The organism is Vibrio sp. 03-59-1 (assembly GCF_013114135.1).
Lineage (GTDB): Bacteria > Pseudomonadota > Gammaproteobacteria > Enterobacterales > Vibrionaceae > Vibrio > Vibrio cortegadensis.
The window spans coordinates 1-13,666 of the sequence record NZ_VTYA01000012.1 but is presented as its reverse complement, the minus strand read 5'-3'; the positions used below and the strand labels follow the sequence as shown (position 1 = coordinate 13,666).

The following is a 13,666-nucleotide window of genomic DNA, read 5'->3' as shown; positions in this document are numbered from 1 at the left end:
AATTATATCTACACCTTATAAGTGATTTATCATGAACTTCCAGCATAACTTTCGCCACCTGATTCGAGTGATCTCGACCTTGGTTTTGGGTGGCCTTATTCTCTTGTCTCTCGCCCGTGGTCTTTTCTTTAGCCAAATTGTTGAATTTGAGCAATTGGTTGGTTTAAGTAGTGATGTGTGGCAAGCCTTTATTGTTGGAGCTCGATTTGATGCGAAAATTGTCTCTATCGCTTTTGCGCCTCTATTACTTATTGGGTTGAGTGTTGGTGCTTTCCCAAAGGTATATCAACGTTTCTCTCGTGGTATTCCAAGTTATGTCGCTCTTATTTTCTTTCTCTTAGCGGCCTTCTCAATCGGTAATTACTATTACTATGTGACATATGGTAGCTACATTGATGTTTTCGTGTTTGGTTTGTTTGATGATGATACGAAAGCCGTGCTGGAAAATGCGTGGGAAGATTACCCGATAATTCGCTCATTTTTAGCGTCAATTGCTATTTCTGCTTTAGCATTTCTAGGTACCGCTAAGCTGTTATGCCGAGCGGAAAAGTGGCAGTGGAGTAAGAAGCGTCATTGGGCAGTTACTACTGTCTCTGTTGTGTTGACTATTTTAGTCTATGTGGTGATTGCTCGTGGTTCGATTGGTACTTTGCCGCTTAAGCGTTATCACGCGAATGTTTCTCAGTACAAAGCGTTGAACATAATTACTCCCAATGCATTTATGGCGCTCGATTGGGCAAAAAGTGACTATAAGAAGCAGTCCAAATTTGAACCTATTTCAGCCGAAGCCGTTGAAGCTCAGATGTTGAAAGTGTTAGGCCAACCAACCCCAGTTTATCAAACCCCTAAAAATGATTATTTAGAAGCAAATAAGCCCAACGTTGTAATGGCGTTGATGGAAGGGATGGGGATGAATGTGCTTATTGAGGATGACGCGAGTAATAACGACCTACTTGGCTCGTTACGTGAAGGCTTTGAGCAAGATTTTGTATTTAAGCGCTTTCTTGCCGGAACATCCGCAACCATTGATAGCATCGTCATGATGCTGTTCCACAGTAATATACCGACCATTAGCCATTCAAGTGCTCAGAAGGTGGTGCTACCAAGTTCGGCGGTATTGCCTTATAAACAGGCTGGTTACGAGGTGGTGTTTATTTATGGTGGCAACAGTATGTGGCGTAATTTGGCGAATTATTTACCACGCCAAGGTTTTGATACGGTTTACGATGAAAACAGCATCAAAAAAGCGTTCCCAGCGGCAGAAGAGTACGCTGATACTTGGGGTGTTCCCGATGAGTATACGTTCAAGTTTGCTCGTAAGTTGCTAGATGAAGCTGAAAAACCGTTGATGATTTACATCATGACGGTCACCAATCACTCTCCATTTAGAGCGCCAGCTGATTATCAGCCTAAGCCAGTGAAAGTAAGTGAACGGTTAACAACACTGCTTGGGCCTATGGAAGATCAAGCGCATGCTTTACTGGAAACGTATCAGTATTCGAATGATTCACTAGGCCAATTTGTTCAAGGGATTAAAGGCTCTGAGTTAGGAAGTAAGACGATTGTAGCCGCGTCTGGTGATCACCGTGTGCGATATCTAGAAACAGAGACGGCGAGTGAGTTTGGCTTAACGTTTGGCGTTCCATTTTATATGTATGTGCCAGATGTGATATTGGAACATTCTGATTATCGTTTTGATCGTAATCGAATCGGTTCCCATCGAGATGTGTTTCCTACGTTGTATAATTTTAGCTTATCGGATCAATCTTACGTCTCTCTGGGAGGTGAGAATTTGTTGTCATCCAATGCGATTAGTAATATTGGTTATAACGCATCTCGAAGTGTCCATGACCTAGGTTCTTATGCTAATTCTCAGCCTGAAAAGTTATATCCATGGAAAGATTTATCCAGTTTGAAGTCTGATCCAGTGACGACGGAAAATGTAGATGCGGATTGGAGTGAAGAGTACCGTAAGCTTCAGGACTACTATTTACGTTCGCAGGTAGTTATTGGTAAAGACAATTAAGAGAAGTTAGAGGCACAGTTTTAAAACAAAGCTGTGCCTTTACAGTTTTTTGCTTTTTGCTTTTTGCTTTTTGCTAATCGCCATTTTTAGCGTGTAGAGCATCCGCAATTATTTTAGGTACAAACTGCGATACATCACCACCATGGATGGCAACTTCTCTAACAATGGTTGAAGAGATGAAAGAGTACTCTTCTGCTGGCGTTAAAAACACACTCTCAAGCCCTGGCATTAGGCGGCGATACATATTCGTAAGACCAAATTCGTACTCAAAATCGACGGTGGTACGTAAGCCTCGGATCAGCACATTCGCATTGACCTGTTTTGCAAAGTCCACCATTAACCCGCTGAAGCCTTGAGCTGAAACGTTATCTAGGTGTTGGGTTATTTGTTTACAGAACTCAACACGCTCTTCCAAGGTAAACATGGTGTTTTTGCTTGGACTTGCCGCGACCGCAATAATGACCTCATCAAACATACTGGCCGCGCGTTCGATTAAATCCAAATGACCGTTAGTCATAGGATCAAACGTTCCTGGGTATAAAACTTTTTTGGTCATCATCCACGCTCTATTTGTTGATATATGATTTCATATTCTTGTGCTGTTGTTTCTATTTCAAACTTAATTAAGTTGTTCTTGGCGCCTAACTTGAGTTGCTCATAGAGTTCGTCAGATTGTTTGATCTTTTGTATGAGTTGACTCAGTTGCGCAGCATCCCCTACATCAAATAATAATCCAGAAACGCTATCTTGGATTACGTCAGGTATCCCTCCGGCTTTGGAGCCTATAACAGGAAGGCCTGCAGCCATCGCTTCAAGAATTACCGATCCCATCCCTTCAGTGTAGGAGGTATGAATTAATAAATCTGCCGCCTCGAACCAATCTCCAATATTCGGTTGATTGCCTACTAAAGATACGTTGCCGATATCATGTGCTAACTGCTGAAGTGATTCTTCTTCTGGCCCATCGCCAAGCAAAGCAAAGTGGATATCTGTTTGAGATTGCAGCTCTTTTGCCGCGTTTATCGCGACATCAAACCCCTTATGAGGGTACATTTTAGCGGCTTTTATGACTAAAAATTTATGGCTAAACTGCTCTCTTATTTTTTGTACAGCAACAGGATCGTAGGAATAACGCGCAGGAGAGTCGGGAATGAAAGAACACTTAGCATCAGGATGACGCCCTAATACCACTTCAACTACTTTATTACTCACACCGGTAATATGAGCAGCAGCAGCATATGCCATCCGTGATAATCTTTTGTTTTTTAATGGGTTATCAATTCTTCTTGTTATTATATATTGAGTTCCAAACAACAATTTTTGTATATACGCCCAGTAGATAGCTCGCCCTTCATGGACATGCATCACCGTGCAATCATTAGTAATACATCGCCTATGATTGAATAAAAAATGTTTGGTAGGAAATAACCGACATGGCAATTTTTTTACTTCATCATAAAAAGGGCTTCTGGGGTGAGCAACAACCGTTATGTCATAACCCATTTCAATTTGGTGTTTAATTAGCACTAAATTTTGTCTTTCACCACCACTAAACCCCGTTGCTAAGTTAACATGGCAAATGTGCATGTTTGGTCCTTATCTATCAATAGTTTAAGATTGGCTTTAGAATGCTTGATCTGGTTTTTTAGCCGATGTTCGGATCCACAAATCCGCATATTTGATGATGGTATAATGCGTTGATAGAAGCGAAAGCAGTAATCCTTGTTTGCCGTCGAGAAAACCAGCTTTAATGATATACATTTTAATGAAACAGGCGATGGAATGAGTAATGATTTGAGAAAATCTTCCTTTCTTACCTTGTTTTGCTTTATCTGCACTCCAGGCTAAAGCATACGAGTTCGACTTCCTTAAATAATGCTGTAAATCATTATAAGTAAAGTGGATGGCATCTCCATCGAGTTGCTTTATCTGCATCCCCTGAGTAACTTCCACTTTTTCGTGCACTTGAGCATCGTTGTATTGGGTAAGTTGCGTTGGGTAGAGACGAACAACATTGTCAGGATACCAACCACAATGGCGGATATAGCGACCAAACACCCAATTTAGACGGCAGATACTATATAACGTATTCTTTTCATTGGTATTTACGGCTTGCTGGATACTCAGTTTTAATTCTGGAGTGACTCGTTCATCAGCATCTAGCCATAACACGAAATCGGACTCTATATACTGCTGAGCAATTCTTCGTTGAGGCCCAAACCCAGGCCAATTCTCATTAACATAAAATTTGTCGGTGTATTTAAGGGCGACATTTTTCGTGTCATCACTGCTGCCTGAATCTAAGATTACGATTTCATCAACCCAATCAGTGACAGTTCGCAAGCAGGCATCAAGATTTTGTGCTTCGTTTTTAACGATAAGTGCAACCGCGATGGTAGGTGTATTGCTATTGGGCATCTGAGTCGTTACCTTTTGTTATTTGTTCAAATGACTGGATCACTGCTTCAAGTGAAATCTCTGCCATCACGTGATCACCTTTTACTCGAGTGCTCCAAGCTAATTGCTCGACAGGTTTATTGTGTTGTTGCTCTGCGAATAAATCATAGACGCTAACCACATTGTGTAAATTATTATATGGGCCTGTTCGTTTTGGATTACTGTGTCCATACAAGCCGATAACCGGAGTGCCTTGAGTGGTGGCTAGATGAGCAGGGCCAGAGTCAGGCGCTAAAACTAAATCTGAAAGCTTAATCATAGCCGTCAGCTGTTTTAATGTGGTCTTCCCGACTAAGTTAAGAGCACTATGTTTCATCTTGCTTTGAATGGCTTGCGTGAGTTGTTGTTCTCTTTGTGAGGGAGATCCGCATAAAGCCACTTGATACCCCTGCTCAATCACATGATCTGCGAATTGAGCATAACGCTCTGTTAGCCAATTGCGTTCGTCTTTACTGGCCGCAGGACAAACTAAAATTGTTGGTAATTGTTGGAGAAGCTTGTTGGCAGCATCAAAGTCTTGCTGAGTAATCGGTAGTTGCCAGTTGGGAGCACTTGGTGGTACACCTAAATAATGGATAAAAGAGAAAAAACTATCGAGAACATGTTGTGATTGAGTATCCGGTATTTTCTTATTGGTAAATAGCCATTGTCCTTCTTTGGCACGTTTAAAATTAAATCCCACTTTATATTTGGCTTTGATGCCAGTCGTTAGAAAGCTGGCTCTTAATGCTAACTGCATGTGAACTAAAGCATCAAACTTGCGGTCTTTTAATTGTTGCCATACTTGCATCATGCCTGAGAGGCCCGTTTTCTTATCAAAAACAATGAGCTCAACGCCATCGAGGCCGTCAAGTAGCTGAGCTTCTACTTTACCGATAATCCAAGTGATTTTTGTCTCAGGCCAATGGCTTTGCAAAGCTTGGATCGCTGAAACGGCATGGCAAACATCACCAATAGCGGAAAGCCGTAAAAAACAGACAGAATCAGGCGCTTGAGAAAAGAGAGGCATAATGAAGGCTCATAAAATTAATTGGCTAAGATTATGCAGATAGACGAGATAAATGTAAAATAGCGCGCACTAGACCTATTTAACAAAAGACAGAATAGAGAACTATGACACAGGTGAATCAAGGAAAACCGGGTAATACTGGTATTAAACGTGTAATTAAGGCCACTGGTTACTCTATACAGGGGTTAAAAGCCGCTTTTAAGCATGAAGCTGCCATTCGACAAGAGCTTGGTCTATTAGTGGTTGCTATTCTGTTGTTATGTTGGCTTGATGTGACGATGCTAGAACGTCTTGTGATGTTAAGTTCAGTTGTGCTTGTGTTGATTGTAGAGTTGATTAACTCTGCGATTGAAGCGGTTGTCGATCGTATCGGCGTTGAGCACCATGAACTCAGTGGCCGAGCAAAGGATATCGGTTCTTCTGCGGTTTTAGTTGCATTGGTTCTCGCCGGTTTTATTTGGTTGACGATCATTGTTAGCCATTACTTTCATTTATAGCACTGACTTAATTATCGGTTTATAGCACCTAATATGATTCAACATATCGTAATGGCTAACCAAGCATTTTGGTTTGATGACCAACTACTCAAAGAACCGGTTGAACGTGTTTTCGACGCGGAATATTGGCATGAACAAAGCAAAGTAACAGGTAGCGCGACTGGTCGAGGAACGACTTGGTTTGTGCAGCTTGAAACTATGCAAGCTGCTTTGCGCCATTATCGACGTGGTGGCTTGTTTGGTAAGTTAGTTAAGGATCAGTACTGGTTTACTGACTGGAACCAGTCGCGTAGTGCTGAAGAATTTAACCTACTCCATCTGTTAATTGATGCAGGCGTAAATGTACCTAAGCCAATCGCAGCACGCGTGACAAAAATGGGCTTAACCTATAAAGCTGATTTGTTAAGTGAAAAAATACCCAACGCCAAGGATTTAGTGGATATATTACAAACAAGATCATTGAGCAGAGATGAATATGTTTCTATTGGTTGCGAAGTCGCGAAAATGCATCAGGCAAACGTGAATCACACCGATCTTAATATCCACAATATCTTAATCGATGGACAGAACAAGGTGTGGATTATCGATTTCGATAAATGTGCCCAAGAGCCGGTCGTATCAAATGGGAGATGGAAGCAAAGTAACCTAGATCGTTTGCTGCGCTCGTTTAAGAAAGAACAGAAAAAACGTAATATTCAATGGGACGAACCTGAGTTCCAGTATTTATTTAGTGGCTATCAGCGTGGTGCTGGTCGTCAATCATCACGTTCAGTATAGGAAGATTCAATGCCGTTTAAGCAAAAACTTCATGCGCATGGCTGGTTTATTCTCTTTAATGCGCTAGTGGCCATTGCGATTGCTTGCCGTTACTACGCATTTTTACCTGAGTTCCCATCCGACTCTCTTACTATTGTGTTTCTGTTCGCTGGAACCTTTAGCCAAATGGTATTGCTCGCGGCATTGATCGGTTTGATCTCTATGCCTGCTTTGCTGTTGCCTAAGCGTGGTAGAAACCTTGTTCAAGCGGTTATTGCTTCCTTAGGCATTGCTGTTTTGTTCATTGATACGATTGTCTTTGCCCAATACCGTTTTCATATAAATGCGGTCGTTCTTGACCTTGTATTGTCTGGACAGGTGGTGAGTTTTCCATTAGTGACGTGGTTAACCGTTATTGGTGGCGTGTTGGTTTTGCTTGCTGCTCAATTTGCAGTAGTAACTTGGCTAGAACGCAGTAATAACCCAGTGAGACAAGCGCCATTAAATCGTTACAAACTCGGTAAGAAATTTGCTTGGGTGACGTTTATTACGTTATTAATAACCAATGTTACCCATATCTGGGCGGCGGCAAATGTTTATCAGCCTGTCACTATGGTTAAGCGTTACCTTCCGGTTTTTTATCCTGCAACAGCAAACTCGTTTATGGAAAAAAGAGGTTGGATCGATCTCAAAGCAATCCAACAACAAAAAGCGATGAGTATTCGTCCGAAAAGTGACTTAAATTATCCACTGACGCCAGTGAAATTTAATGCTGTAGAAGCACCAACCAATATCTTACTCGTTGTAGTCGATTCATGGAGAGCGGATACCTTTAACGCAGATAACACACCATATATGTGGGAATACGCGAAAAATGGTGTAATGTTCCAGGATCATATCGCAACCGGTAACGCTACTCGTACTGGTATCTTTGGTCTATTTTATGGGCTGCCTGGAACTTATTGGCACGGCTTCCTTGCCAACCAACAGTCACCAGTATTGGTTGATAGATTACAAGAGCTTGATTACCAACTAGGTCTATTCTCAGCTGCTCGCCTAACGAGCCCAGAGTTCCACCAAACTGTATTCGTAAATGTGCCAGATATACGCGTTACCTCTATTGGTCGATCCCCATCCGCTCGTGATAAACGTTTAACGGAAGATTGGATGGATTGGTATGATAAACGCGATAAAAGTAAGCCAGCATTTTCATTCTTATTTTATGATGCGCCACACGGCTATGACTTCCCGGCTGATTTTGAGCATAAATATGAGCCGATGATTGATAGGGTTGATTATCTTGAACTAGATAATGATTCTGATAGAGAAGGTTTCATTAATCGCTACAAAACCAGTGTTCGTTATGTCGATACCCAAGTGAAACGTGCTTTAGATAAACTCAAAGCAGCAGGTGATTTGGAAAATACACTTGTTATTATCACTGGTGATCACAGTCAAGAGATGAATGACAACAAACAAAACTACTGGGGACACAACAGCAACTTCACTCGCGCTCAAACCCATGTGCCATTTGTGATGTTCGGCCCAGGCGTCAGTTCTGTTGGTCAATTGGCTGATAATGCGAAACTGACCACTTCCCATGAAGATGTAGCTCCTACATTAATGAACCATTATTTAGGGTCAACGGGTGAAGTTGAAAGCTACTCTACAGGTGCTGATTTGTTTGGTGACAAGGTGAAACGCGACTGGATCATGAGTTCAAGTTACAGTGGATACGCTATTATCTATGATGATGTGATCATTGAAGTAAATGGTACGGGGCAATCTCAAATTCTTGATAGCTCTTATCGACCACTAAAAGGCGAAACCATGAACTATCAATACGTCCAGCAAGCGCTCGAGAAGATCAGTCGCTTTAGGAAGTAGTTTTTTTAATACAAGCAATCGTAATTACGGCCCTTACTACGCATCTAATTTTCAGTAAGGGCGGTAGATATAGTGATACAAAAGCTGGAATTAAGAGGTCAATGAATGCGTGATTTTACCCAATGGGAAGTCATTGGAAAGGGTAGAGAACGAACTTGTTATCAGGATCCTGAGGATAAATCCCGTTGTATAAAAGTGAGCCGTAAGAGCAACGCAAAGCAATCTTTGAAAGAGATCAAATATTTTAGTTTATTGAATAAAAAATCATGCCCTTTTACACATATCCCGAAAATGTATCAGGTTATAGAACAAGCTGATCTAATAGGTGTGGAGCAAGAGGTGATACTCGATGACTCTGGATCTATCTCTAAAACATTGCACTTCTATATTGTTGAAGAAAGAACTTATGCAGAAATGGATGCATTTTATGAGCAGTTAGCGATATTCAGAGATTACTTAATAGAAAACCATATTATCCCTAGTGATTTGGTTATGAGTAACCTGCTTGTCAGGCAAAAGAACGATGAGCTAAGAATTTATATGATAGATGGTTTTGGTGCTGCAGAATTCATTCCTTTATCAAACTATATTCCGTGGCTAGGCCGAAGGAAAATAGAAAGAAAATGGGAGCAGTTTATGAGTAAATTGCTAAACCCGTCGGTGAAGACATACCAAAAAGATTTTTATACTCGATATATTGAAACTTAAGCATCACCGCTCATAAATTAGAGATCTGATGATTTCCATCATCAAGGTGACGATCCACTTATTCGATAATCAAAAAAACTATAAGGTTTGACATGAAGATTTTAGTTACCGGAGGTGCCGGCTTTATAGGTTCAGCCGTTGTGCGCCATATAATTAATGCAACGAGTGATACCGTGGTGAATCTAGATAAGCTTACCTACGCTGGTAATTTAGATTCCCTTGCCGATATTATGGATAATCCTCGTTATTCATTTGAGCAGGTTGATATATGTGACAGAGAATCTCTTGATCAAGTTTTTAGTCAACATCAACCAGATCTGGTAATGCACCTTGCCGCAGAATCGCATGTTGATCGCTCAATTGATGGACCAGCAGCCTTTATTGAAACGAATATTTTAGGCACGTATACCTTACTTGAAGCTGCTCGCCGCTATTGGTTACAGCTTAATGATACCCGCAAGTCAGCTTTTAAATTCCACCACATCTCAACAGATGAAGTCTATGGTGACCTAGAAGGCACGGATGATCTATTTACAGAAAACACATCATATGCCCCAAGTAGCCCTTATTCTGCATCAAAAGCTTCCAGCGATCATTTAGTTCGAGCTTGGCAGCGGACTTATGGTTTCCCCACTCTTGTGACTAATTGTTCAAATAACTATGGACCTTATCACTTTCCAGAAAAGCTGATTCCTCTAATGATCTTAAATGCTCTTGAGGGAAAGCCACTTCCTGTATATGGCAACGGAATGCAAATTCGAGATTGGTTATATGTCGAAGATCATGCTCGTGCGCTATATAAAGTGGTGACAGAAGGAGAGGTTGGTGAAACCTACAATATTGGTGGTCATAACGAAAAAGCGAACATAGAAGTCGTTCAAACTATTTGTTCGCTTCTAGAAGAGTTGCGACCTAATAAGCCACAAGGTGTAGCGCATTATCAAGATTTAATTACCTATGTAACAGACCGCCCTGGTCATGATGTTCGCTACGCAATTGATGCTACAAAAATTGCGAGTGAGTTGAATTGGACTCCGCAAGAGACTTTTGAATCCGGAATTCGTAAAACCGTTGAGTGGTATTTATCAAATAAAGAGTGGTGGAGCCGAGTGCTTGATGGCTCTTATAGCTTAGAGCGTTTAGGGGGAGGGCTGTAAAGATGAAAGGAATAATTCTAGCGGGTGGATCTGGTACGCGGCTTTACCCTTTGACTCGTGGCGTCTCTAAGCAGCTATTGCCTGTTTATGATAAGCCTATGATCTATTACCCGTTGTCAGTATTAATGCTGGCTGGGATTCGAGAGATTCTCGTGATCACCACTCCTGAAGATCAGGATGGATTTAAAAGGCTTTTAGGTGATGGGAGCGACTTTGGCATTGAACTTGAATATGCCGTTCAACCAAGCCCTGATGGTTTAGCTCAAGCTTTTATCATAGGCGAAGACTTTATCGGCGATGACTCAGTTTGCTTAGTTCTTGGTGATAATGTTTTTTATGGTCAAGGTTTTACACCTATTTTGCAACGAGCGGCATCACGAGAAACAGGGGCGACTGTCTTTGGTTATAAGGTGAAAGATCCCGAGCGGTTTGGTGTTGTAGAATTTGATTCACAAATGCAGGCGTTATCGATCGAAGAGAAACCTGTTATTCCTAAATCAGACTATGCAGTCACGGGATTGTATTTTTATGATAATCAAGTTGTTGAGTTAGCGAAAAAAGTAAAACCTTCAGCGCGAGGTGAATTAGAGATATCCACTTTAAATCAAATGTACCTAGATTTAGGGAAGTTGAATGTCCAATTGCTAGGTCGCGGTTTTGCTTGGCTAGATACGGGAACTCATGAAAGCTTACAAGAAGCCTCCTCTTTTGTTCAAACGATTGAGGGTGTACAAGGGCTAAAAGTTGCTTGCTTGGAAGAAATTGCCTATAGGAATGATTGGTTAACTAGTGAGCAAGTGATGGTCGCTGGAAAAGCATTACAGAAAAATGATTATGGGCAGTACTTGCTAGCACTGTTAAATGAGTAGTGCATAGTTAATATTGTAATCCTTTCGTAATCGCTACTTAATAATTCAGGCAGCATAGATGCCTGAATTATTAATAAAATATTAAACAAGGAAACGATCATGTATATTTAATTTTTATCCAAGTTTAATTTTTTTATTACTAGTTCGATATCACTAGTATTTACTTCAAAAACGGCATAGCCAAATCGATGAGAACTATCTGTTACCTTTAACTTCGGTTTGTTGATGATTTTATAATCGATTAATTTCACTATGTGTCTTATATTGTTAAAATTCAGTTGGTCTTCATTGCTAAAGAAAAAATATGACATTATGTTATTTAGGGATTTTTGTTGAAGTTCGGATTTGTCAATATTTATACTTAGTGATCTCTTTATTTCTAGTTGTAAATAGTCAATGCCAGTGCTATTAATCACTAGGTCAGAACCGATAAAATCCCCTCCTATTCGAGATGCTATTTCAATTATTTTAATATCTCCTTGGTTATTAATTCTAATTTCAGAGTGAGCCGGCCCTGTAATAATGCCTAAAATATTTAATGATTTTTTTATGACGTTAAAAATTTTTTCTTTTATTTCGTTATTTATTCTTGCCGGAGACAAATGACCTCGCTCAATAAAATTTGGTGCATTTGTCGTGAATTTTTCAGTTACTTGCAATATATTATGTTTTCCATCTAAGGTAAAAGATTCCACACTATATTCACGTCCTTCAATGTACTCTTCGATTATAATTTCATTTGAGAATGATTCCTGAGAACTGCGCTTTATAGCTTCTGATAAATCGGATTTAGAGGTAACTTTTGTCACCCCACGACTACCAGAACGATCAGTTGGCTTTACTATCATTGGGAAGTTAAAATTAATATTATCTTTATTGCTACTGAATAAAGGAACAGGAGCGTTATTATTTAGTAATTCCTCTCTCATCAGGTACTTATTTGTTGTTAACCTTAAGACGTTGGGAGGATTACTTGGAAGCGATAATTTATTACAGATATAGTTTACTGTTATATTAGTTAAATCTGACGAAATACTACAAACACCATCAATATCAACACTCTTACATATTGATAAGATTTTATCTATCATCCTTACGTCTACTTCATGGAATGAAATATCACTATTAATATGTTTTCTATCATGAAGCCATGAAAAAACATGAACTTCAAGTTTCATTTCTATTGCTTTTCTTATTAAGCGCCTTTGATATTCATTTGCTCCAATTATTGCAATTTTATTCATATTTATCACTCAATTATTATTCCACTTTCGAAGTGAGTACCTACTTTTATTGCAGGTGTTGAAATGTATTTAGATGCTTCATCTGTGTTATGTAGAACTAAACTTCCTGCGCCTATTAAAGTTTCATTTTTTATTGTTAAACCATTTGTAATCGTAGAATTAAACCCCAAGAAACAATTATTTTCAATAGTAGTATTTCCACCAATTAAGGATTTTGACGCGATAAAATTATGATGTCCAATTTTTACATCATGACAAAGGTTCGTTGAAGACCAAATTATATTGTTGTCTCCTATTTCAACGAATGGTTCAATTTGAGAACCTTGTAAAATTATATTATTTCTTCCGATTTTTATATTTTCATCAATGCTTGAGTGTTTGCTGATCAAATTGATAAATTCATATCCTTTTGATATTGCATTGTCGAACATTATTTTCCTATTTCTCATGACTGAGTAACCAACAGCAACAAACATTTTAAATTTTTTAGGGGGTAGTATATTATCTATTTTGGAAAATGGAATAATTGGAACCCCATCCTGTATTGTTTTTTTTATATAATTATCATCAACACAGAATGCTAAAACATCAATTCCCATTTCTTTTTTTAATAAATATTTAATCATATTTGCATATTGACCATATCCGTATATTACAATACCCACAGTACCTCACTTTTTGATATCAAAATAATCTGAATTTCTAGTATTAACTATGCCATACAGAATTTTTAGATAATAATAGCATAATCCTAATGTCAGTAATGCTTGAATTATGAGTATTTAATATGGGACTTACTTTGACCCAAAGGTTTTTTTGTTGACTTGTTGTGCGATATGTGATTTTTGTTGTTTCTGGGGTTGTTTAAAAGCTGACGGATCCCCTCATAATTTCCCCAGCCCTGCATTGTGTGTCAACCTTTGATATTCGAACATTCCCCACTGGTATTGATATTCGTTAATTTGATATCGCCGATGATTCCGAACCTCCCTTCCCAGGCGAGGTATTGATAGGACTCGGCGGTGTTTAATGCTGTTGGCTTGAAAATCAAAATGC

13 protein-coding genes and 1 pseudogene are annotated in these 13,666 nt (G+C 39.5%); 7 read left to right on the top strand and 7 right to left on the bottom strand.

Features of this window, described 5'->3' with window-relative positions; translation table 11 throughout:
* Positions 1 to 31 precede the first annotated feature (31 nt).
* Positions 32 to 2,026 carry an LTA synthase family protein gene (locus F0249_RS13090; protein WP_171756950.1) on the top strand — a complete coding sequence of 665 codons (1,995 nt, stop codon included), beginning with the start codon at positions 32 to 34 and terminating at the stop codon, positions 2,024 to 2,026.
* A gap of 73 nt (positions 2,027 to 2,099) precedes the next feature.
* Here F0249_RS13090 and coaD read toward each other — a convergent pair whose 3' ends face one another.
* From coaD to F0249_RS13070, 4 genes are read right to left on the bottom strand one after another with little or no spacing between them, the layout of a single operon-like run.
* Positions 2,100 to 2,582, bottom strand: a complete 483-nt coding sequence (coaD, locus tag F0249_RS13085; RefSeq protein ID WP_029203324.1) for a pantetheine-phosphate adenylyltransferase — start codon at positions 2,580 to 2,582, stop codon at positions 2,100 to 2,102.
* On the bottom strand, positions 2,582 to 3,613 hold the full coding sequence (locus tag F0249_RS13080; RefSeq protein ID WP_171756949.1) for a glycosyltransferase family 4 protein: 1,032 nt from the start codon (positions 3,611 to 3,613) through the stop codon (positions 2,582 to 2,584). The genes coaD and F0249_RS13080 overlap by 1 nt, the downstream gene beginning before the upstream one ends.
* Positions 3,614 to 3,649: 36 nt before the next feature.
* On the bottom strand, positions 3,650 to 4,444 hold the full coding sequence (locus F0249_RS13075; protein ID WP_171756948.1) for a glycosyltransferase family 2 protein: 795 nt from the start codon (positions 4,442 to 4,444) through the stop codon (positions 3,650 to 3,652).
* On the bottom strand, positions 4,434 to 5,492 hold the full coding sequence (locus F0249_RS13070) for a glycosyltransferase family 9 protein (RefSeq protein WP_171756947.1): 1,059 nt from the start codon (positions 5,490 to 5,492) through the stop codon (positions 4,434 to 4,436). Before F0249_RS13070 ends, F0249_RS13075 begins: the two co-directional genes overlap by 11 nt.
* A 104-nt stretch (positions 5,493 to 5,596) precedes the next feature.
* On the opposite strand from F0249_RS13070, the gene F0249_RS13065 reads away from it, so the two are divergent.
* The 6 genes from F0249_RS13065 (at position 5,597) to rfbA (ending at position 11,366) form a co-directional block, all read left to right on the top strand.
* Positions 5,597 to 5,989: a diacylglycerol kinase gene (locus F0249_RS13065; protein ID WP_136994049.1), complete on the top strand. Its 393-nt coding sequence runs from the start codon at positions 5,597 to 5,599 to the stop codon at positions 5,987 to 5,989.
* A gap of 33 nt (positions 5,990 to 6,022) precedes the next feature.
* Entirely contained in the window at positions 6,023 to 6,766 is a 744-nt protein-coding gene (locus F0249_RS13060; protein WP_171756946.1) for a 3-deoxy-D-manno-octulosonic acid kinase, read from the top strand.
* Between the two features lie 9 nt (positions 6,767 to 6,775).
* Positions 6,776 to 8,632: a DUF3413 domain-containing protein gene (locus F0249_RS13055; RefSeq protein ID WP_171756945.1), complete on the top strand. Its 1,857-nt coding sequence runs from the start codon at positions 6,776 to 6,778 to the stop codon at positions 8,630 to 8,632.
* A gap of 105 nt (positions 8,633 to 8,737) precedes the next feature.
* Positions 8,738 to 9,340: a YrbL family protein gene (locus tag F0249_RS13050; protein WP_171756944.1), complete on the top strand. Its 603-nt coding sequence runs from the start codon at positions 8,738 to 8,740 to the stop codon at positions 9,338 to 9,340.
* 92 nt (positions 9,341 to 9,432) lie between these two features.
* Positions 9,433 to 10,497 (top strand): dTDP-glucose 4,6-dehydratase, encoded by a 1,065-nt coding sequence (gene rfbB, locus F0249_RS13045; RefSeq protein ID WP_171756943.1) that lies wholly within the window; start codon positions 9,433 to 9,435, stop codon positions 10,495 to 10,497.
* Between the two features lie 2 nt (positions 10,498 to 10,499).
* Entirely contained in the window at positions 10,500 to 11,366 is an 867-nt protein-coding gene (gene rfbA, locus F0249_RS13040) for a glucose-1-phosphate thymidylyltransferase RfbA (RefSeq protein WP_171756942.1), read from the top strand.
* Between the two features lie 107 nt (positions 11,367 to 11,473).
* Here the strand turns inward: rfbA and F0249_RS13035 are convergent, their stop codons facing one another.
* The 3 genes and pseudogenes from F0249_RS13035 to F0249_RS20250 form a co-directional block, all read right to left on the bottom strand.
* Positions 11,474 to 12,610, bottom strand: coding sequence for an acetyl-CoA carboxylase biotin carboxylase subunit family protein (locus F0249_RS13035; protein WP_171756941.1), 1,137 nt, complete (start codon positions 12,608 to 12,610; stop codon positions 11,474 to 11,476).
* Positions 12,611 to 12,615: 5 nt separating this feature from the next.
* Positions 12,616 to 13,275, bottom strand: a complete 660-nt coding sequence (locus F0249_RS20420) for an acetyltransferase (protein WP_171756940.1) — start codon at positions 13,273 to 13,275, stop codon at positions 12,616 to 12,618.
* A 219-nt stretch (positions 13,276 to 13,494) separates the two neighbouring features.
* Positions 13,495 to 13,666: pseudogene (locus tag F0249_RS20250) on the bottom strand (transposase); the annotation flags it as partial.